The 20,349-nt window shown below is 74.4% G+C and carries 19 protein-coding genes and 1 riboswitch; of the genes, 10 read left to right on the top strand and 9 right to left on the bottom strand.

The genetic code is table 11. From position 1 onward, the window contains the following. Window positions 1-91 precede the first annotated feature (91 nt). Together JOE63_RS04675 and JOE63_RS04680 are read right to left on the bottom strand one after the other, a co-directional pair. A complete protein-coding gene (locus tag JOE63_RS04675) occupies window positions 92-1,342 on the bottom strand; it encodes an O-succinylhomoserine sulfhydrylase (RefSeq protein WP_204539531.1) in 1,251 nt (416 codons plus the stop codon). Continuing rightward, entirely contained in the window at window positions 1,339-1,818 is a 480-nt protein-coding gene (locus JOE63_RS04680; RefSeq protein WP_204539534.1) for a rhodanese-like domain-containing protein, read from the bottom strand. Before JOE63_RS04680 ends, JOE63_RS04675 begins: the two co-directional genes overlap by 4 nt. Window positions 1,819-2,071: 253 nt before the next feature. Here JOE63_RS04680 and JOE63_RS04685 point away from each other — a divergent pair, with 253 nt between their 5' ends. The 3 genes from JOE63_RS04685 (at window position 2,072) to JOE63_RS04695 (ending at window position 5,125) form a co-directional block, all read left to right on the top strand. Further along, entirely contained in the window at window positions 2,072-2,653 is a 582-nt protein-coding gene (locus JOE63_RS04685) for a hypothetical protein (RefSeq protein ID WP_204539537.1), read from the top strand. A gap of 45 nt (window positions 2,654-2,698) precedes the next feature. Next, a riboswitch (SAM riboswitch) is annotated at window positions 2,699-2,814 on the top strand. 35 nt (window positions 2,815-2,849) lie between these two features. Beyond that, window positions 2,850-4,286 (top strand): aminotransferase class V-fold PLP-dependent enzyme, encoded by a 1,437-nt coding sequence (locus tag JOE63_RS04690; RefSeq protein WP_204539541.1) that lies wholly within the window; start codon window positions 2,850-2,852, stop codon window positions 4,284-4,286. A 191-nt stretch (window positions 4,287-4,477) separates the two neighbouring features. Beyond that, a complete protein-coding gene (locus JOE63_RS04695; protein WP_087470948.1) occupies window positions 4,478-5,125 on the top strand; it encodes a GNAT family N-acetyltransferase in 648 nt (215 codons plus the stop codon). Between the two features lie 112 nt (window positions 5,126-5,237). Here the strand turns inward: JOE63_RS04695 and JOE63_RS04700 are convergent, their stop codons facing one another. Further along, entirely contained in the window at window positions 5,238-5,411 is a 174-nt protein-coding gene (locus tag JOE63_RS04700) for a CsbD family protein (protein ID WP_087470949.1), read from the bottom strand. 92 nt (window positions 5,412-5,503) lie between these two features. Here JOE63_RS04700 and JOE63_RS04705 point away from each other — a divergent pair, with 92 nt between their 5' ends. Both JOE63_RS04705 and JOE63_RS04710 read left to right on the top strand, forming a co-directional pair. After that, window positions 5,504-6,169 carry a GNAT family N-acetyltransferase gene (locus JOE63_RS04705; RefSeq protein ID WP_087472729.1) on the top strand — a complete coding sequence of 222 codons (666 nt, stop codon included), beginning with the start codon at window positions 5,504-5,506 and terminating at the stop codon, window positions 6,167-6,169. A 228-nt stretch (window positions 6,170-6,397) separates the two neighbouring features. Further along, window positions 6,398-6,793, top strand: a complete 396-nt coding sequence (locus JOE63_RS04710) for a hypothetical protein (RefSeq protein WP_204539544.1) — start codon at window positions 6,398-6,400, stop codon at window positions 6,791-6,793. Here JOE63_RS04710 and JOE63_RS04715 read toward each other — a convergent pair. From JOE63_RS04715 to JOE63_RS04725, 3 genes are read right to left on the bottom strand one after another with little or no spacing between them, the layout of a single operon-like run. Beyond that, on the bottom strand, window positions 6,777-7,889 hold the full coding sequence (locus JOE63_RS04715; protein WP_087470951.1) for a MaoC/PaaZ C-terminal domain-containing protein: 1,113 nt from the start codon (window positions 7,887-7,889) through the stop codon (window positions 6,777-6,779). The genes JOE63_RS04710 and JOE63_RS04715 overlap by 17 nt on opposite strands. Next, window positions 7,886-9,331, bottom strand: a complete 1,446-nt coding sequence (locus JOE63_RS04720) for a 3-oxoacyl-ACP reductase (RefSeq protein ID WP_087470952.1) — start codon at window positions 9,329-9,331, stop codon at window positions 7,886-7,888. The genes JOE63_RS04715 and JOE63_RS04720 overlap by 4 nt, the downstream gene beginning before the upstream one ends. 27 nt (window positions 9,332-9,358) lie before the next feature. Next, window positions 9,359-10,789: an acetyl-CoA C-acetyltransferase gene (locus tag JOE63_RS04725; protein WP_204539547.1), complete on the bottom strand. Its 1,431-nt coding sequence runs from the start codon at window positions 10,787-10,789 to the stop codon at window positions 9,359-9,361. A 255-nt stretch (window positions 10,790-11,044) separates the two neighbouring features. On the opposite strand from JOE63_RS04725, the gene JOE63_RS04730 reads away from it, so the two are divergent. Together JOE63_RS04730 and JOE63_RS04735 are read left to right on the top strand one after the other, a co-directional pair. Then, entirely contained in the window at window positions 11,045-11,896 is an 852-nt protein-coding gene (locus JOE63_RS04730; RefSeq protein WP_244286022.1) for a TetR/AcrR family transcriptional regulator, read from the top strand. Beyond that, window positions 11,893-14,025, top strand: a complete 2,133-nt coding sequence (locus JOE63_RS04735) for an acyl-CoA dehydrogenase family protein (protein ID WP_204539550.1) — start codon at window positions 11,893-11,895, stop codon at window positions 14,023-14,025. Before JOE63_RS04730 ends, JOE63_RS04735 begins: the two co-directional genes overlap by 4 nt. Window positions 14,026-14,300: 275 nt before the next feature. Here the strand turns inward: JOE63_RS04735 and JOE63_RS04740 are convergent, their stop codons facing one another. Both JOE63_RS04740 and JOE63_RS04745 read right to left on the bottom strand, forming a co-directional pair. Continuing rightward, window positions 14,301-15,338, bottom strand: a complete 1,038-nt coding sequence (locus JOE63_RS04740) for a DUF2599 domain-containing protein (protein ID WP_307839933.1) — start codon at window positions 15,336-15,338, stop codon at window positions 14,301-14,303. A gap of 44 nt (window positions 15,339-15,382) precedes the next feature. Continuing rightward, window positions 15,383-15,823, bottom strand: coding sequence for an NUDIX hydrolase (locus JOE63_RS04745; RefSeq protein WP_204539553.1), 441 nt, complete (start codon window positions 15,821-15,823; stop codon window positions 15,383-15,385). A gap of 204 nt (window positions 15,824-16,027) precedes the next feature. Between JOE63_RS04745 and JOE63_RS04750 the strand changes: the two genes are divergently transcribed. The 3 genes from JOE63_RS04750 to JOE63_RS04760 all read left to right on the top strand — a co-directional run bounded on the left by JOE63_RS04750 (window position 16,028) and on the right by JOE63_RS04760 (window position 18,764). Beyond that, window positions 16,028-16,693 (top strand): PadR family transcriptional regulator, encoded by a 666-nt coding sequence (locus JOE63_RS04750; protein WP_087470955.1) that lies wholly within the window; start codon window positions 16,028-16,030, stop codon window positions 16,691-16,693. A 206-nt stretch (window positions 16,694-16,899) separates the two neighbouring features. Further along, window positions 16,900-17,979 carry an ATP-binding cassette domain-containing protein gene (locus tag JOE63_RS04755; RefSeq protein WP_204539556.1) on the top strand — a complete coding sequence of 360 codons (1,080 nt, stop codon included), beginning with the start codon at window positions 16,900-16,902 and terminating at the stop codon, window positions 17,977-17,979. Next, window positions 17,976-18,764, top strand: a complete 789-nt coding sequence (locus JOE63_RS04760) for an ABC transporter permease (protein ID WP_087470956.1) — start codon at window positions 17,976-17,978, stop codon at window positions 18,762-18,764. Before JOE63_RS04755 ends, JOE63_RS04760 begins: the two co-directional genes overlap by 4 nt. A gap of 52 nt (window positions 18,765-18,816) precedes the next feature. On the opposite strand, the gene JOE63_RS04765 is transcribed toward JOE63_RS04760, so the two are convergent. After that, entirely contained in the window at window positions 18,817-20,304 is a 1,488-nt protein-coding gene (locus tag JOE63_RS04765) for an APC family permease (RefSeq protein ID WP_204539559.1), read from the bottom strand. Window positions 20,305-20,349 lie beyond the last annotated feature (45 nt).

The raw sequence follows: 20,349 nt of genomic DNA on the forward strand, positions 1-20,349 counted from the left end.
TGTCGACCATGCGCCTGCTGCCCGCCGAGCATGCGCTGGTGGCCCGTCCCGACGCCGGGACGGGCCACCACCACATGCTCGCGGAGGGGTGTCAGGCGTTGAGCGCCTGCTCCACGTCCTCGATGACGTCGAGCGGGTCTTCCAGACCCACCGACAGGCGCACGGTCGTCTCCGCGATCCCGACGGCGGCGCGGCCGTCGGGGCCGAGCTTGCGGTGCGTCGTGGTGGCGGGGTGCGTGATCAGCGACTTCGCGTCGCCGAGGTTGTTGGAGATGTCGACGACCTGCAGCGCGTCGAGGAAGGTGAACGCGCGCTTCTTCGCGGTCTCCGGGTCGGTGCCCTCCGGGACGGCGAGGTCGAACGTCACGACCGTGCCGCCGCCGCTCTGCTGCGACCGCGCGAGCTCCTGCTGGGGGTGCGACGCGAGGAACGGGTACCGCACGCGGCCGACGCCGGGAAGCTGTTCGAGCGCCTCCGCGACCTGCGCCGCCGCGGCGTTCTGCGCGGCGACGCGCACGGGCAGCGTCTCGAGCCCCTTGAGCAGCACCCACGCGTTGAACGCCGAGAGCGACGGCCCGGTGTTCCGGATGAACGTCTGCACGGGCCCGGTGACGTACTCCTCGGTCCCGAGGATCGCGCCGCCGAGCACACGACCCTGGCCGTCGATGTGCTTGGTCGCCGAGTACACGACGACGTCCGCGCCGAGCTCGAGCGGCTTCTGGAGCAGCGGCGTGGCGAAGACGTTGTCGAGCACGACCACCGCGCCCGCGGCGTGCGCGAGCTCGCTCACGCGCCGCGCGTCGACGATGTCCTGCATGGGGTTGGACGGCGTCTCGAAGAACACGACGTCCGCGGGCGTCGAGAGCGCCTCTTCCCACTGGGAGAGCACGTGGCCGTCGACGTAGTCGGTCCGCACGCCCCACTTGGCGAAGATCTCGTCGAAGATGACGATGCTCGACCCGAAGAGCGCGCGCGCCGCGACGATCCGGGACCCGGAACCCACGAGCGCGGCGAGCGACGTGAACACCGCGGACATGCCGGACGCCGTCGCGTAGCACGCCTCGGCGCCCTCGAGCAGGCGCAGGCGCTCCTCGAACGCGTGCACCGTCGGGTTGCCGTAGCGCGAGTAGACGAACCGGTCGAGCTCGCCCTTGAACGCGGCCTCGGCGTCGGCGGCGCGGTCGTACGTGTAGCCCTGCGTGAGGAACAGCGCCTCGGACGTCTCCTGGAACTCCGTGCGGTGGTGCCCGCCGCGCACGGCGAGCGTCGCGGGGCGCGCGCTCGCGGGCAGGGGCTTGCGGCCGGAGCCGCCGGGGACGCTCCCGGGCTGCGCGGCGCTCACCGGGCGGCCTCGTCGAACGTCGTGGTGGGCAGGCCGCGGACCTTCCAGCCCTCGACGTCGCGCAGACCCGAGAACCCCTGGGCGCCCTCGAAGCCCTCGAGCACGTTGTACGACGGCCCGAGCCCGGCGGCCGTGGCCGCGCGCGCGGCGCCGATCGACCGCTGGCCCGAGCGGCACAGGAACACGACGGGACGCTCGTCGCCGGGGGCGAGACCCGCTTCGACGAGCTGCTCCACGAAGCGCGGGTTGGGTCCGGCCGGGGTCACCCACTCGTCGAACACGACGTCGCGGCCGAGGTCCGTGGCGTCGGGCACCCCGATGGTGCGCCACTCGCCCTCGGTGCGGACGTCGACGAGCACCGCGCGCTCGTCGCTCGTCAGCAGGTCCCACGCCTGCTGCGGGGTGATGTCGCCGGCATAGCCGACGGCGGGTCGCGCGTCGGGCACGGCCGACGTCTGCTGGGACTGGTCGCCCATGAGTCCTCCTCCATCGATCGTGGCAGTAGCACCCTGCGCCCGGCCGCCTCGCGACGGACCGGGGGGTTGCTGCGGCGTCGACGTGCCACGTCACTCGGCCGCTCCGGATGGTTGGCACGGATCGTACGCCACGCGTCCGGCGCGCGGAACGCCCGTCTCGCCGAGCGGCCCAGGGCGGCGGGTGCCCGACGTCGGCCGGTCGCGCTAGCGTGGCCGTGCGGCCGGGCGGGGGTCCCGGCAGGCAGGGGGATCGATGCGGATCGCACGCGGACGTGCGGTGGGCGCGGCCGTGGTCGCCGGAGTGGTCGCGGCGGGTGTCGTCCTGCTGTGGACGGCGCCCGAGGGCGACGACGGGCCGCGGGGGGTGGCGGAGGTGCACGTCGTCGGGGACGACGCCCCGGGGCCGCCCGCCGAGCGACCGCGGGTCGTCCAGGTCGAACCTGACGAGGACGTCCTCTCGCCCCTTCCCTCCCGGGCGGCCCTCGACGCGCAGACGGGCGAGCCGATCGACCTCGCGGACCATGTCGTCGGCGGCTACGAGGGGTGGTGGAGCTCGGACGGCAACGGCGAGGCGTGCGACGCCTACGCCGACGCGCACCCGGAGGTCGTGCTGGCGAGCACCCGCACCGGTGAGGTCCTCGAGGCCCACACGAACGGTGCGAGGCTCCAGCGGCCTCCGCAGACGCCACCCGGAGACCCGGCGGAGTGGCCCGCCGACTCCGTCGTCGTGCTCGACGCGCGCACGGGCGAGGTGCTCGACGCGTTCGCCGTCGACGAGTCCGGGTGGCGTCTCGAGCTGCCCGTGGACTGCGTCCCGCCATCCGAGACGCACTGACCACCGGTTGACACGACGCGTCACCCACGCACATCCTGGGACGCAGGTCATGAGTGCCAGCGTGAAACCCCGGTTTGCTGGCCGGCAACCCTCCTCTCGCGGCGGGGTGCCCCGGGTGACGACCAGGCCGCACGCCGACCGGCGCGCGGCAAGCGCGGGGATCACCGTCCCCGGACCGCCCTCGGAGGACTGTGCCATGACTGCTCTCGCCGACGTCTCGTGTCCGACCGACCTCTCGACGGCGCCGGATCTCGCGGCGGTCGCCGACGCGCCCGCGCTCCTGCCCGTGGTCGGGGCGGACACGCTCGTGCCGCTCGTCGACGGCCGCAGCGTCCCCTACGCGAACCTCGACGTCGCGGCCTCGGCCCCGGCCCTGCGCTCCGTCGCGGACCGCGTGACCGAGGTGCTGCCGCTCTACGCGAGCGTGCACCGCGGCGCTGGCTACCTGTCGCAGGTCTCCACGGCGCTCTACGAGGCGTCGCGCCGCACGATCGGCGCCTTCGTCGGTGCACGCGAGGACGACGTCACGGTCGTCACGCGCAACACGACCGACTCGCTCAACCTGCTCGCGGGCTGCGTCCCGGCCAACGCGGACGGGACGCCCGGGCGCGTGCTCGTCCTCGACGTCGAGCACCACGCGAACCTGCTCCCGTGGCAGCGCGCGGGCGGCGCGACGGTCCTCGCCGGCGGCGCGTCCGTCGCGGAGACGCTGTCCGGCCTGCGCACGGAGCTCGCGCGCTTCCCGTACGCCCTGGTCGCCGTGACCGGCGCGTCGAACGTCACGGGCGAGTCGCTGCCCGTCGCGGACGTCGTGCGGGTCGCGCACGACGCCGGGGCGCGCGTCGTCCTCGACGGCGCCCAGCTCGTCCCGCACCGCGGGTTCTCCCTCGCGGACTCCGGGGTCGACTACGTCGCGTTCTCCGGCCACAAGACGTACGCGCCGTTCGGCGCGGGCGCGCTCGTGGGCCGTCGCGACTGGCTCGACGCGGGCATGCCGTACCTCGCCGGAGGCGGCGCGGTGCGGCAGGTCGCCGTCACGGGGACGCAGTGGCAGACGGCGCCCGCGCGCCACGAGGCAGGGTCGCCGAACGTCGTGGGCGCCGCGGCGCTCGCGGCCGCGTGCGACGCGCTCGCCGCGCTCGACCCGGCCGACCTGCACGCCCACGAGGCGGCGCTCCGCGCCGCCCTCGTCGAGGGCCTCGAGGCGGTCCCGGGCGTGCGCGTCGTGCGGGTCTGGGACGACGCCGTCGACCCGGTCGGTGTCGTCACCTTCTCCGTCGAGGGTCACGACCCCGGCCTCGTCGCGGCGTACCTCTCCGCCGAGCACGGCATCGGCGTGCGCGACGGTCGCTTCTGCGCGCACCCGCTGCTCGCGCGCCTCGGGTACGACGCGGGCGCGATCCGCGCGTCCGTCGGTGTCGGGACGACGGGTGCGGACGTCGTCCGGCTCGTCGAGGCCGTGCGGTCGTACGTGGAGCAGGGGCCGACGACGCGGTACGAGGTCGTCGACGGTTGCTGGGCCGTCGCCGACGACCCGCGCCCGGTGCCCGCGGGCTCCGGTCTGGAGGGCCTCTTCGCGACCGCCGCGGCGGGCTTCCTCGCCGACGCCGCGGGGTGCGGCCCCGCCGTCTGACGGCGAGACAGCGACCTCCCGCCGAGAGAGCGACGTGGCGCCGTGTCGAGGCACCGGAGCTCGCTCCTTCGGGCGGGCGTCGCTCTCTCGCAACCACTCGGGCCGTTGTTCACCCGAGTGTCGACGAGCGTTGTCCACCGCGTCGCCGGACCCTCTTGGCGGCGTCGTCCGCGTGTGCTCTGATATGCGCTGTGCTGCACGACGTCGTCCTCTCGGGGCACGGTTTCCGGCTGGAGCCGTTGGCCCTGGAGCACGCTGAGACACTGGCCGGCCTCGTCGACGAGGCGATGTGGTCAGGCATGAGCATCCCCATGCCCTTCGGGGTCGCGGGGATGGCCGAGCTGGTGGCCGCGACGCGCGCCGCGCCCGACCTGACGGGCTTCGTCGTGCGCGCCGCAGGACCCGACGGGGCTCCGGGCGACGTGCTCGGCAGCACGGCGTTCCGCGACCTGTCGCTCGTCGACCGCCGGGTCGAGGTGGGCCGGACGTTCTACGCCCGCTCGACGTGGGGGAGCCTCGTCAACCCCGTGACCAAGTGGCTGCTGCTGCGGCACGCGTTCGAGACGTGGGACGTGCACCGCGTCGGCTTCCGCGTCGACACGCGCAACACCCGCTCGCTCGGGGCCATGCGCCGCCTCGGCGCGTACGAGGAGGGCGTCATGCGCGGCCACCGCACCGCGCCCGACGGGACGCGCGCCGACTCCGTGATGTTCTCGATCCTCGCGCCCGAGTGGCCCACCGTCGAGGTCGGCCTCCTGGAGCGGATCAACGCGCCGCGCGTCGTGCCCGTGCTCGCCCCGGCGCACCCGGTGGTCCCGCTGCCGCTCGCCGCGTCGTAGGCCTGTCGCCGGAGACCCGGGCCGGACGGCGGTACCGGGACCGCCGTCCGGCCCGGTACGCCGCGAGGGCCCCGCCGGAGCGGAGCCCTCGCGAGCAGGTCAGGGGCAGGGACTAGCGGTCGAACGCGTCCTTGACGTCGTCGCCCGCCTGCTTGATGTCGGCCTTCGCCTGGTCCTTCTTGCCCTCTGCCTCGAGCCGCTCGTTGTCCGTGAGCTTGCCCGCGCCCTCCTTGAGCTTTCCGCCCGCCTCCTCGGCGGCGTGCTTGGCCTTGTCTCCGAGTCCCATGAGTGCTCCTCTCGTCGGTACTCGTCGACCGTAGGCACGGCCCCGGTCGCTCGCACGCGGTCGGGCACCCACGGTTGTGGTGGGATGTGCGGGTGCAGCACGAGACCACCCTCGAAGGCTTCGGCGTCCGCCTCGTCCCGCTCGACGACAGCCACGCTCCCGCGCTCGGCGCGCTCGTCGACGACGGCATCTGGGCCGGAATGTCCAGCCGCGTGCCGAGCGGGACGGACGCGATGACCCGGTACGTCCGCGACGCCGTCGCCGCCCCCGGCCGGCTCGCGTTCGCGGTCGTCGGCTCGGGGTCGAGCGCCGCGTCGGACGGCGCGCCCGACGGCGCCGACGTCGTCCGCGGGTCGACGTCCCTCTACGAGTGGGTGCCCTCCCAGGGCCGGATCGAGCTCGGCTCGACGTTCTACGCACGCGAGTGGTGGGGCGGCGTGACCAACCCGGCCTGCAAGTACCTGCTGCTGCGCCACGCGTTCGAGGACCTGGGTGTGTCGCGCGTCGCGCTGCGGGCGGACGCGCGCAACAGCCGCTCGATCGGGGCGATCCGGCGCCTGGGCGCCGTTCCCGAGGGAGTGCTCCGCAGCCACCGTGTCGCGCCCGACGGGTCGCGCCAGGACACGGCCTACTTCTCGATCCTCCTCGACGAGTGGCCGGCCGTCCGCGACGGCTTGCTCGCGCGCCTCGACGCCCTCCGGGGCGATGGGCGGACGGGGCCTGTGGACAACGTCTCGGGGAGGTCCGTGCGCCACTAGCGTGCGACGGGCCCCGTTGCCCGGGGTCGTCGACGAAGGGGGCCGCACGCCATGCACCACGAACCGCCCGAGCCCGTCTGGGACTGGCAGAACAGGGTGCGACCGCGACCGCGCGCACCACGGGTGCGCGCCGATCTGCCCCCCGCTCCGTGGTCGGTCCATCGCGCCGGGACCGTCGTGGTGTACTTCGGGCTCGCCGTGCTCGCGAGCACGGGGGTTGCGCTAGCCATGCTCCTCGTGGTCATGGTCATGGATTCTGCGGGGGACGGTCCGCAGCCCGACGGCCTGGCCTGGCTCGTCCTGAATGTCGGCGCGCTCGGACTCGTGCAGATCGTGCTGGGCGGAATGATGACGAGCGCCTGGAGCGCCCGACACGTGCTCGTCGGCGCCAGCGGGGTCAGCGGTGCCATGTGCGTCGGCGCCGTCGTGTGGAGCCCGCTATTGACTCCGGCGGCGATCGCCTACTGGTTCGCCGTCCTGCCCGGAATGCTGTGCGTGGCCGCGGTCGACATCGCGTCGGTGCGCGTCGCGCTGAGGAGTGACGTGCGCGACCACGCCCGGGCCGTCCGGCAGGCGCGCCGGTCGGCCCGGGCGGCGACGCGACTCGTCAGGAGCGGGGCGTGATCCGGCCCACGAGGTGCAACCGGCCCTTGCCGTCCCACGCCTGGTAGACGACGCCCGTCGTCGGGTCACCCGCGCCGTCGGGCACTGCGGGGGCGACCTGCCCGACGGCGTCCCGCACCGCGGCGGGCACGTCGCCCGCGGGGCGCAGGGCCACGTCGACCGTACTCGGCAGCAGGACCGGCTTCGCGAACGACACCGTCCAGTCGTACGCGTCGCCACGGCGTGGCCCCGCCTCGGCGAGCGCCCGCGCGGCGGTGTACATCCCGTGCGCGATGGCGCGCGGGAACCCGAACGCCTTGGCGCCGAGCCCCGACGTGTGGATGGGGTTCCGGTCGCCGGAGACGGCCGCGTACGCGCGACCGGTCGCCGGGCCGAGGGCCCAGCGCGCCGTCGGGAGCGGGGGGACGAACGCCTCGGTGCCCGACGCCGCCGTGCCGTCCTCGTCCGCCGGGTCGCCGGGGAGCGTGACGCCCTTCGCGAGGTACGTCGAGACGCCCCGGTAGGCGAGCGTCGTCGCCGGCAGGCCGGTCCCGGAAGCGCGCTCCTCGTCGGTGCGCTCGACGGAGACCTCGGTCACGAGGTCCACCTGGACCCCGCGCCGGTGCGGACGCAGCCGCTCGGCCCAGGCGCGCACCTCGAGCGTGTCCCCGAGCCGCACCGGACGCAGCACGGACACCGAGTTCGCGAGGTGCACCATGCCGAGCAGCGGCAGCGGGAAGTCGGTCCGGACCATGACGGCCGTCGCGAGGGGGAAGCCGAGCACGTGCAGGTACCCGGCGGGCAGCACCTCCGAGGGCGCCTCGCCCACGAGGCGCGCGTACCGCGCGAGGTGCGCGGCGCTGCCCACGTGGCCGGGTGCGGCGGCGTCGCCCGTCGGCACGCCCGCGACGCGGTAGGTGACGTCGGGCAGCGCGAGGTCGCGTCGGCCGCCACCCCCGGGGAGCCGGTGCGCCGCTGCGATCCGGCCCGACGCCGCGACTCCGCGCACGTACAGGCCGCCGAGCCCCGGGATCGCGGGCAGCGTCTCGACGCGCGCGGGAGGGGTTCCGGCAGGAGTGGCAGCGGCGCCGTCGGTCGACGTGGGTGCGGCGGTCACCGGCCCACCACGTTCTGCCCGCACACGCGCAGCACCTGCCCGTTGACGCCCGCGGCCCCGGGCGACGCGAGGAACGCGATCGCCTCGGCCACGTCCACGGGCTGGCCGCCCTGCTGGAGCGACGCGACGCGGCGCGCGACCTCGCGCTGGACGAACGGGATCGACGCCGTCATGTCCGTCTCGATGAACCCCGGCGCGACGGCGTTCGCCGTGCCGCCGGGCCCGCCTGGCGCCGCGAGCAGGCGCGCGAACGCGCGCGTGTGCCCGATGACGCCCGCCTTCGAGAAGGCGTAGTTCGACTGGCCGCGGTTGCCGGCGATGCCGCTCGTCGACGCGAGCGAGACGATGCGCGGCGCGGAGGAGAACCCGTTCGCGCCGAGCAGGTACTCCGTGATGCGGAGCTGCGCGGCGAGGTTCACCGCGATCACGGCGTCCCACTTGTCCGCGGACATGTTGGCGAGCAGCTTGTCGCGCAGGATCCCGGCGTTGTGCACGAGGACGTCGAGCCCGCCGTGCCGCGCGCGGGCGTGCTCGAGGATGCGCGCGCCCGCGTCGTCGGCGGTCACGTCGAGCTGCAGCGCCGTGCCCTTGATCTCGTTCGCGACCTTCGCGAGCGCCTCGCCCGCCGCGGGCACGTCGACCACGACGACCTTCGCGCCGTCGCGCGCGAGCGTCCGGGCGACCTGCGCGCCGATGCCGCGCGCCGCGCCGGTCACGACGGCGACCTTGCCGGCGAGCGGCCGGTCGAGGCTCGGGCCCTGGATCGGGCCGGCGCCCGTCTCACCTGCCGAGGCAGAGCCCTGGTCCGACGAGGTAGAGCCCTCGCGCGGGGCAGCGCCCAGGTCCGACGGCGTGCTCGCGCCGACACGGAGGAGCTGGCCGTCGACGAACGCGGACCTGGCGGACAGGAAGAAGCGGAGCGTCGCGAGGACGCTCGGGCTGTCGACGGGGGCGTCGTCGGTGACCTGGATGCCGTTGCCGGTGGCACCGTAGCGGAGCTCCTTGGCGACGGAGCGCAGGAACCCGTCGACACCCTCGCGGACGGCGGCCAGCTCGGGGGAGTCGGCGTCGGCGGGGGCGCGCGAGATCGTCACGACGCGGCCGTTCGGCGCGAGCCGCCGGAGCGACGCGGAGAGCGCCAGGACGGGCGCGGACGCGTCCTCAGGACGCTCGATCCCGCTGAGCACGACGACCACCGCGCCCCAGCGGGTCGTGTCGTCCGGGGTCTGGCGGACGTCGAGGTCCCAGGCGAGCAGGGCCTCGGCCACGCGGTCGGCGTCGTCCCGCACGCCGGGCGTGCCGCCGAGCACGAGCACGGGCCCGACGGTGAGCGGGTCGCCCGCGTGGAAGCGGCGCAGGACCGCGGGGCGCGGGAGGCCGAGCTTCTTGGCGAGCGTCTTCGTGAAGCCGGAGTTGACGGCCTGGACGTAGGAGTCGGTCACGGTGGTTCCTCTCGGGTCGTCGGGCCGTCAGGCGGGGGCGTCGGTCGCGGGGTCCGTGGTGGGGACCGACTCGAGGATCGCGGCGACGCCGAGGCCTCCCGCGGCGCACACGGAGATCAGCGCCCGCGCGGGCGCGCCGGTCTCGGCGGTCTTCGCGGCGAGGAGCTTGGCCGCCGTCGCGACGATGCGGCCACCGGTCGCGGCGAACGGGTGGCCCGCGGCGAGCGAGGACCCGTTGACGTTGAGGCGCGAGCGGTCGATCGACCCGAGCGCGCCGTCGAGACCCAGCTCGGTGCGGCAGTACTCGTCGTCCTCCCACGCCTTGAGGGTCGTGAGCACGGTGGAGGCGAACGCCTCGTGGATCTCGTAGAGGTCGAAGTCGCCGAGCGCGAGGCCGTTGCGCGCGAGCAGGCGCGGGACGGCGTGGGCCGGTGCCATGAGCAGGCCCTCGTGACCGTGCACGAAGTCGACGGCCGCGGTCTCGGCGTCGACGACGCGCGCGAGCAGCGGGAGGTCGCGCTCGCGGGCCCACTCGGCGGACGCGAGCAGGACCGTGGACGCGCCGTCGGTCAGCGGGGTCGAGTTGCCCGCCGTCATGGTCGGCTCGGCGCCGTCGGCGCTGCCCGCGAGGCGCTTGCCGTACACCGGCTTGAGCGCGGCGAGCTTCTCGAGCGACGAGTCCGTACGGAGGTTGTCGTCGCGCACGAGCCCGCGGAACGGGGTGACGAGGTCGTCGAAGAAGCCGGCGTCCCACGCGGCCGCGAGGTGCTCGTGGCTCGCGAGCGCGAGCTCGTCCTGCGCCTCGCGGGAGATGCCCCAGCGCGCCGTCGTGATCGCCTGGTGCTCGCCCATGGACAGGCCGGTGCGCGGCTCGTCCGTCGCGGGGGTCAGGGGCGCGAGGTCGGAGGGGCGCACCTTGGTGAACGCCTTGACGCGCTGGCCGAACGTCTTGGCGTGGCTCGCCTCGAGCAGCGCCCGGCGCAGGCCCTCGCTCACGGCGATCGGCGCGTCGGAGACCGTGTCGGACCCGCCCGCGACGCCCGACTCGACCTGGCCGAGGCGGATCTTGTTCGCGACGGCGATCGTCGCCTCGAGGCCGGTCGCGCACGCCTGCTGGAGGTCGTACGCGGGGGTCTCGGGGGAGAGGGACGAGCCGAGCACGGACTCGCGGACCAGGTTGAAGTCGCGCGAGTGCTTGAGCACGGCGCCACCGACGACCTCGCCGAGCCGCTCGCCCTGGAGTCCGAAGCGCGCGACGAGGCCGTCGAGCGCGGCCGTGAACATCTCCTGGTTGCTCGCCGAGGAGTACTTCTTGCCCGCGCGGGCGAACGGGATGCGGTTCCCGCCCACGACCCAGGCGTCGCGGGGGGCGCCGGGGGTGCTCGTCTCGGGAGCCTGCTCGGGGGCCCTCGCGGAGGACTGCTCGGGGGTCTGGCGGGGGCTGGTGCGGTTGGCCACTGTGCCTCACTTCCTGTCCGTGCTCGCTGCGCTGCGTCGGTCCCGGCCCGGGGAGGGAGCCTCTGCACGAGTTCGACGGCGATGCCGCAGTCGATGCCGCGCGGAGGCGAGGGAGAGGGCCGGCTGGTGTCCAATACCAAGAGTACCTGATACTCTCGGTTTCGTGAGTCGGGTCACAGGGCCGTGCCCTGCCCCGACGCGGTGCCGGAGGACCAGGCACCGACGACATCGAGGTCGGGCGCAACGGAGGACGACGTGAACGCAGGTGCCGACGCGCGGCCGGTCACCCGAGGGCGGGTGCAGCCGGGCGCGGCGGTGGACGGACGGTCGACCCGCTGGGACGAGCACCGGGCGGCACGCCGCGCGGAGCTCATCCGGGCGGCGAGCAAGGCCGTGCACCGCGGAGGCCCCGGGGTCTCCATGGACGAGATCGCGGCGGCGTCGGGGACGTCGAAGTCGATCATCTACCGCTACTTCGACGACAAGACCGGCCTGCAGGTCGCGCTCGGCTCCGCCGTCGTGGGGCAGATGCACGACGCGCTGACCCAGGCCGCCGAGTCGGCCGAGACGCCCAAGCGTGCGCTGCGCGCGATGGTCGGCGTCTACCTCGAGATGATCGAGAGCTCGCCCAACGTCTACTACTTCGTCACCCGGACGAGCGCCGTCGCGGGGACGGAGGAGCCCGCCGCGCAGCTCGCCGCGAGCGGGCTCACGAACGGGACGGCCGGCGCGAGCCGTGCACCGCTCGCGGCGTTCCTCGACTCGGTGATCGAGCTGGTCGCCGAGCCGTTCGCGCGCGTCACCGACGTCTCTCCCACCGACGCCGCGGCCTGGGCCGCGGGCGCCGTCGGGTTCGTGCGGGGTGCCGGGGAGTGGTGGCTCGGCCACCGCGACCGGGCTGACGTCCCCGACCGCGAGCAGCTCACCGAGCGCGTCGCCGCCTGGCTCTGGGCCGGGCCCGTCGGCGTCCTCTCCCACAACCCGGGCACCCCCCGCTCCCACGACGACCGGCGCACGTCGCCCGCGACCCGTCGCGACGGCGTCCGCCCCGTCACCGGCCACCCTGAGCACCCGGCGACCGCCTCAGAACTCAAGGAGATCCCATGACCGCCACGTCCGACCGTCCCGCCCTCGCACAGCGCGCGTCGACCACGGGTGACGCGAGCGCGACGTCGCAGGGCGACGCCCGCGTCGACGTCGCCTCCCTCGAGAAGCTCCTGCTCGGCCGGTGGGCCGACCTGCGCGCGACGGCGCGCGCCACCGCGGGCGAGGAGGCGTTCCAGCGCATCGAGGGCCTGACCCTGCGCGAGCACCGCGAGCGCGTGCTGGAGCAGATGCGCCTGCTCGTCGGCAAGGGGCAGGTCTGGCGCGGGTACCCCGAGCGCCTCGGCGGCGCGGACGACGCGGGCGGCAACCTCGCCGGGTTCGAGGAGCTCGTCGCGGCCGACCCGTCGCTCCAGATCAAGGCGGGCGTGCAGTGGGGCCTGTTCGGTGCGGCGATCCTGCACCTCGGTACGCCCGAGCAGCAGGACCGCCTCCTCCCGGGCGCCATGGACCTCTCGGTGCCCGGCGCGTTCGCGATGACGGAGATCGGCCACGGGTCCGACGTCGCGAGCATCGGCACCACGGCGACCTACGACCCGGAGACCGAGGAGTTCGTCGTCCACACCCCGTTCCGCGGGGCGTGGAAGGAGTTCCTCGGCAACGCGGGGGTGCACGGCGTCGCGGCGGTCGTGTTCGCGCAGCTGATCACGAAGAACGTCAACCACGGCGTGCACGCGTTCTACGTGCCGATCCGCGACACCGCGGGCGAGCGCGACGAGCTCGGCCGTCTGCCGTTCCTGCCCGGCGTCGGCGGCGAGGACGACGGGCAGAAGGGCGGGCTCAACGGCATCGACAACGGCCGCCTGCACTTCGACCACGTGCGGATCCCGCGCGCCGACCTGCTCGCGCGCTACGGCTCGGTCGACGCGGACGGCACGTACTCCAGCCCGATCGAGAGCCCGGGCCGCCGGTTCTTCACGATGCTCGGGTCGCTCGTGCAGGGGCGCGTGTCGCTCGACGGCGCCGCGGTCACCGCGTCGAAGCTCGGCCTCGCCATCGCCGTGCGGTACGCCAACGAGCGCCGCCAGTTCACCGGGGCGAGCGCGACCGAGGAGGTCGTGCTCCTCGACTACGGCACGCACAAGAGGCGCCTCATCGTGCCGATCGCGGAGACGTACGCCGCGCACTTCGCGCACGACCGCCTGCTCGACCTGTTCCACTCGGTGTTCTCCGGCGAGGAGGACACCCCGGAGCAGCGCGAGGACCTCGAGACGACGGCGGCCGCGCTCAAGGCGACGAGCACCCGGTTCGCGCTCGACACGCTCCAGGAGACGCGCGAGGCGTGCGGCGGTGCGGGGTTCATCACGGCCAACCGCATCACGAGCCTGCGCGCGGACCTCGACGTCTACGCGACGTTCGAGGGCGACAACACGGTCCTGCTCCAGCTCGTCGCCAAGCGCCTGCTCGCCGACTACGGCAAGCAGTTCAAGGGCATCACGCCGGGTCAGATGGCGCGCGTCGTCGTCGAGCGCGCGGGCGACATGGCCCTGCACCGCACGCCGCTCAAGCGGGCCGCGCAGGCGCTCGCGGACGTCGGCGACCCGCGCCGCGCCGCGGGTCACCTGCGCGACCCCGAGACGCAGCGCGCGCTGCTCACCGACCGGGTCGAGACGATGGTCGCCGACGTCGCGCAGGCCCTGCGCCCCGCGCAGAAGGCCGACCCGGAGACCGCGACGAACCTGTTCAACGCCCACCAGGTCGAGCTCGTCGAGGCCGCCCGCGCCCACGCGGAGCTGCTGCGCTGGGAGGCGTTCACGCGGGCGCTCGAGACGATCGAGGACGCCGGCACGCGCGAGGTCCTCACGACCGTGCGGGACCTGTTCGGCCTGAGCCTGGTCGAGCGCCACCTCGCGTGGTACCTGCTCAACGGCCGTCTCTCGACGCAGCGCGCACGGACGGTCACGAGCTACCTGGACCGCCTCATCGACCGGCTGCGCCCCCACGCGCAGGACCTCGTCGACGCGTGGGGCTACGGCCCCGAGCACCTGCGCGCGACGATCGCGACCGGCATCGAGAAGGAGCGCCAGGACGAGGCGCGCGACCACTATCGCCGCCTGCGCGCGAGCGGCGACGAGCCGCGCAGCGAGAAGTCGCTGCGCAAGGCCGCGAAGGGCGGCCCGCAGGCCCGCTGAGGTTCGCGACCGGTCGCTGACCGGCCCGTCCCCGGAACGTCCTCGGCACTGCAGCGGAGCGGTACCGCCGCCGAGGGTCAGGCCCGGGCAGCACGACGTCCACCAGCCGTTCGTGCCGCCCGGGCCGTTGCCGTCCCCGCCCCCGTCCCCCCGGCCCCCCGCCCCCCGTCCCCCCGCCGAGCACGGGGTTGCTGCCGTTCTGAGGGCGAGAACGACACGAACCTCGTGCTCGACGGCGCGCGACGTCGTGCTCGGCGCGGTACGGGCGCTGCCGGTCAGGTCGGGTTGCAGCGCGCCGCCATCGTGGCGAGCAGCCCGACGTCGGGCCGCCACGGCTCGAGGTTCCACGTCGCCTTGTCCGGGGCGCCGACGGCGTGGCACACGAGCTGGTCGTGCATCGTCGGAGTGTCGGCCTCCGGCTCCGCCGCGAGCACCTGCGCCCAGACGAGCTCCTGGCCCGCCCGGCCCGCGGCGCGCGCCCACGCGGTCGCGTCGACCGCGAGCGACCGCCCGCCCTCGCGCTCGCCCCAGTCGGCGCTCCGCACCGCCTGCGTGCCGAGCGTCACGACGACGTCCCAGGCTGCGGCCGGGCCGGCGCCCGTCGCGCCTGCGTCGTCGGCCGTCCCCGTCCCGCTCGCGTCCCCCGCGAGGGTCCGCGGCGCGCCGCTCGTCCCGTCGGGACCGGACGAGGTGTCCGGCGACGTGCCCGACGACGTCCCTGCCGCGGGCACGAGCGTCACCTCCGCGCGGTGCGCGTCGAGGAGCACGACCCGCACCCCGGGAGCGCCGGCTGCGGTCGGTCCGGCCGATGCCTCGTCGTCCGTCCCGTCGGCGCCGGCCGTGCCCTCGGCCCGGTCCTCACCGTGCGGACCGACGACGCGGGGGGCGTCGAGCCCGCCGACGGGCGTGCCGGCGTCGTCCAGGACCGTCAGGGTGCCGTCCGGGTGGCGCACGAGCGACCCGGCCTCGACCGAGACCAGAGCCGGGGCGTCGGTGAGCACGAGCGCGACGTTCGACGCGCCCTCGTCGCCTGCCGAGACAGCCGCTGCCGGAGCACCGCCGTCCGCCGCGGTGGAAACGAGCGCCGGCGCCGCGATCTCGACCGTCGCTGGACCCACGGGCACCCGCACGACCTCGGGCGCCGCGGTCGTGTCGCCACCGGCGTCTGCCGTGCCGTCCTCGTCGGGCTCGCCGGACGTGCCGTCCGCCCGCGTCGTCGTGACGGTGCCGGGGCTCGGCGCGGACGCCCCGCCGTCGGGCGTGCACCCCGCGAGGACGACGAGCATCAGGACGCCGGCGGCGAGGGGTCGCACCGTCGGACGAGGCCGGCGCCGCGCTCCGGCGCGGCCGGGCCGGGTCACGACGACACGGGAAGCAGGCCGGCCCAGCGGCGGGCGAGGTCGACGAGCCCCACCCGCTGGAGCGCGTCGACCTCGTCGGGCGTGAACCAGCCGACGTCGTCGGTCGACTCGTCCTCCTCGACGCGCAGCTCGCCGCCCACCACGTGGGCGCGGTAGACGATGCGGATCGCGTGCAGCGCCCGGTCGCGGTCCTCGGGGCGCAGCCGGGCCGCGGCGTCGACCACGATGCTGTCGACGCCGAGCAGGCCGTCGAGCTCGACGTCGTAGCCGGTCTCCTCGCGCACCTCGCGGACGGCCGCGGCCTCGGGGTGCTCCCCGGGGTCGATGCCGCCGCCGGGCAGGGTCCAGCCGCCGTGGTCGCCCTCGCTCCAGTGGGGGAGGAGCATCCTCCCGTCCTCGCGGACGATCACGGCGTAGGCGGCGACGCGGGTCTGCATGGACCCATCATGCGCGACGACCGCCCGACGACCGCCACAGCCCCCTGCCGTTCTGTCGAGCATGCGATCCGGCGCGCCGAGCATGTGGATGTCGCCCATCCCAGCGCCCGGACGGGCCACAACCCCCCGTTCGGCTGCCGTGGAGGGAGTCTTGCACGAGTGATCTGGATCGAATATTCTAGATCAAGTATTTGGAGGTGAGCGATGTCCCGTCGTCCTGTGTCCAACCCGCTCGCGCTCGCGGTGCTCGCGAGCCTCGCCGAGCGACCCATGTACCCGTACGAGATCACGACGACCCTGCGCGAGCGGGGCAAGGACGACAGCATCCGGCTCAACTTCGGCTCCTTGTACTCCGTCATCAAGTCGCTCGAGAAGCACGGCTTCATCACGCCGTCGCACTCGGAGCGCGAGGGCAACCGGCCCGAGCGCGTCGTCTACGAGATCACGGAGGCGGGCAAGGTCGAGGCGGCCGCGTGGCTGCGCGAGCTGCTGGCGGTGCCGTCCAAGGAGTACCCGGACGTCGAGGCCGGGCTGTCGCTCATCGCGATGCTCTCGCCGGAGGAGGTCGCGGCGCTCCTGCGTGCGCGCCTCGCGTCGCTGGACAACGAGATCCGCACGCGCGACGCCGGGCTCACCGGCGCCGCGGCAGCCGGGCTGCCGGAGCTCTTCCTCGTCGAGGCCGACTACCGGCTGGCCATGCTCCGCGCGGAGCGCACGTGGATCGACCGGTTCGCCGCACGCCTGGAGGCGGGCGAGGTCGGCGGCCAGGACGGCTGGGCCGAGATGGCGCGCCTGCGCGCCGCGGGCGCCTCGCCCGAGGAGATCGAGGAGGTCGTGCGCCGGCACCTGCCCGCCGACCCCACCCCCTGAGACCACCGGGGCGCGCCCGACCGGGCGCGTGCCGGACGGAGAAAGAGTGGTGGCCCGGATGCGCCAACATCCGGACCACCGAGCCCGAGTCGTCCCGCCGGAACCGACAGAACCGCTGCGTCAACAGTCACCCAGGGCCCTCCCATGCTAGCCGCGCGGGAGGGACCACCCCCGGCGAGACGGCTCCCGACACAAGGAGCCCCATCGTGCCCACCACCACCCGCGCGCGGGAGACGGCGATCGCCGCCGTCGACCTGCGCAAGACCTACCCGGGCGGCCGCGGCCGCCCGCCCGTGCACGCGCTCGACGGCCTGTCGTTCGCCGTCCCCGCGGGCACCGTGTTCGCGCTGCTCGGCCCCAACGGGGCGGGCAAGTCGACGACGGCCAAGATCCTCACGACGCTCAGCCGCGCCGACTCCGGCACGGCGACCGTCGCGGGGATCGACGTCGCCCGCCACCCCGAGCGCGTGCGGCGCGCGATCGGGTACGTCGCGCAGAAGCCCGTGACCGACCCCATGGACTCCGGACGCGAGAACCTCGTCCTCGCGGGCCGGCTCCAGGGCCTCGGCGCGCGCGCCGCCCACGCCCGGGCGACCGAGCTGCTCGACCGGTTCTCCCTCGCGGACGCGGCCGACCGCCTCGTGAAGACGTACAGCGGCGGCATGGCGCGCAAGCTCGACGTCGCGATGGGCATCGTGCACAGGCCGCAGGTCCTGTTCCTCGACGAGCCGACGACCGGGCTCGACCCGGAGGCGCGCGCCGAGATGTGGGCCGAGATCGAGCGCATGACGGCGCGCGAGAGCATGACGATCCTCCTCACCACGCACTACCTCGAGGAGGCCGACCGCCTCGCCGCGAACCTCGCGATCGTCGACCACGGCCGCGTCGCCGTCGCGGGGACCCCCGACGCGCTGAAGGACGAGCTGCGCGGCGACGGCATCGTCGTCGAGCTCGCGCCCGGGACGGCAGCTGCCGTGCCCGACGGCGCGACCGCCCTCGCGGCGCGCGTCACCGACGCGGTGCGTGCCTGCGCGGGCGTCCGCGACGTGCACGTCGAGGGCCGCACCCTGCGCGCCCGGGCCGACTCGGGCGCCGTCGCGCTGCCCGCCGTCCTCACCGCGCTCGACGCGGCGGGGCTGCCCGTCGCGTCCGCGACGCTCGCGCGCCCGAGCCTCGACGACGTGTACCTGCGGCACACCGGCCGCACCTTCGCAGCGGCCCAGTCCGCCGAACCGGCCGAGGCCGGCCGCGATCTCGACGCGACGACCGAGGGGGTGGCCGCATGACCGCCGTCGTGCACACCGGGCTGCTCACCGCCCGGGCGCTGCGCCAGGGCGCGCGCATCCCCGTGTTCATGGTCATGAACCTCGTGCAGCCGATGATCTGGCTGCTGCTGTTCGGCCAGCTCTTCCAGGCCGTCGTCGAGATCCCCGGTTTCTCCACGGGCGGGACGTACCTCGAGTTCATCACGCCGGGCGTCGTCATGATGACGGCGATGTTCGGCGCCGCGTGGGCCGGCACGTCGTACGTGCAGGACATGGACCGCGGCGTCATGGACCGCTTCCTCACGTCCCCGGCGTCGCGCGGCGCGCTCATGGCGTCGACGATGATCTACCAGGCCGTCATCGCGGTCGGGCAGGCCCTCGTCGTCCTCGCGGTCGCGTGGCTGTGCGGGGCGCGGTTCGGCAGCACGCCGGGCGAGACGACGCTCGGCGTCCTCGCGCTGCTGCTCGCGGTCGTGCTGCTCACGGCGCTGTTCTCGGCGCTGAGCAACGCGATGGCCCTGCTCACCGGGCAGCAGGAGGCGCTCATCGGCATCTCGCAGCTCATCACGCTGCCGCTCATGTTCCTGTCGTCCGCCGTGATGGACACGCGGCTGTCCGCGGACTGGGTGTCCGACGTCGCGCGGTACAACCCGTTCGACTGGGCCGTCGTCGCGGGGCGCGAGGCGCTCGCCGCGTCGCCCGACTGGGGCGTGGTGTGGGGCCGTCTCGGGCTGCTCGCGCTCGCGGCGGTCGTCATGGGCTGGCTCGCGACGCAGGCGTTCCGCACGCGCCAGCGCTCGACCTGAGGCTGCGCACGACGTCCGCCCGAGGCTCACGGCCCCGGGCGGACGTCGTCGCTCAGCGGGACCTGCCGTCGTCGTCGGAGTCGTCCGGGACCTCGTCCTCGAGGCGGGAGACGTCGGAGAACGCGATCTGACGGTGCCGCACCGAGCGGTTGTACAGCCACGTGACGAACGAGAGCAGGATCCCCAGGCCGACGAGCGCGCCCGCGATGACGTACTGCTCCTGCTGCTCGGCGCTGCGCGCCCACGGGCCGGCGAGGTACGCGCACGTGAGCGCACCGAGGACCGCGAGCCAGGTGCGGGTGCGGAAGTGCTGGTGGTCCACGCGGTCGCGGCGCAGCACGAGGAGCGCGATGTTGACGATCGTGAACACGACGAGCAGGAGCAGCGACGTCGTCCCGCCGAGCAGCGCGATCGCGTTGGTGCCCGACTCGGTCCCCGACTGCCGCACCACGTAGACGATGAGCGCGAAGGCGATGGCCGTCGTCACGAGGATCGAGACCCACGGCGTGCGGCGGAACGGGTGCACCTGGCCGAACGCGCGCGGCAGCACGCCCTGGTTCGCCATGCCGTAGAGCAGGCGCGACGCCATGAGCATGTTGATGAGCGCCGAGTTCGCGACGGCGAACATGCCGATGAAGGGGAAGATCGTGTCGAACGGCAGGTTCGGCGCCCCCGCCGCGACGACCTGCGTGAGCGCGGAGCCCTTCGAGTCGTCGACGAGGTCGCCGACGGGGACGAGCGCGACGGCGGTGATCGCGACGAGCACGTAGATCGCGCCGGTGACCGACAGCCCGGTGAGCATCATGCGGGGGAAGTCGCGCACGGGGTTCTTGCACTCCTCGGCCATGTTCACCGAGTCCTCGAACCCGACCATGGCGAAGAACGCGAGCGTCGTCGCGGCGGTCACGGCGAGGAACACGCTCTTGTCGTCCGCGCTCTCGAACACGACGACGCGCGAGAAGTCGGCGCGGCCCTGCGTCGTCGCCCACAGCCCGACGAAGATCACGAGCAGCAGGCCGGACAGCTCGACGAGCGACAGCACGACGTTCGCCCGGACGCTCTCGCCGACGCCGCGGAAGTTGACGAGCGCGACGAGGGCCATGAAGCCGAGCGCGATGAGGAGCCTGCCGTCGCCGCCCGTCGGGAGCGCCAGCCCGAACCCGTCGGAGACGAACCCGGCGAACGCGTTGGACGCCGTCGACGCGGACGTGATGCCCGAGCTCATGACCATGAACGCGACGACGAACGTCAGCAGGTGGATGCCGAACGCCTTGTGCGTGTACAGCGCCGCGCCGGCGGCGCTCGGGTACTTGGTGACGAGCTCAAGGTAGGAGAACGCGGTGATCGTCGCGACCACGAACGCGAGCAGGAACGGCAGCCACGCCGCCCCGCCGACCTCGCCCGCGACCTGCCCTGTCAGCGCGTACACGCCCGTGCCGAGGATGTCCCCGACGATGAACAGGAGCAGCAGCTTGGGCCCCATCACGCGCTTGAGCTCCGGCTGCTGCCGCTCCTCCGTACGACCCTCGGTCTGGCTCATGAGAGGCTCCCTCGCGTCTCGGACATCCCGGACCTCCATGGAACC

Origin of the sequence: Cellulosimicrobium cellulans (genome assembly GCF_016907755.1) — a bacterium.
GTDB classification, from domain to species: Bacteria; Actinomycetota; Actinomycetes; order Actinomycetales; family Cellulomonadaceae; genus Cellulosimicrobium; species Cellulosimicrobium cellulans_D.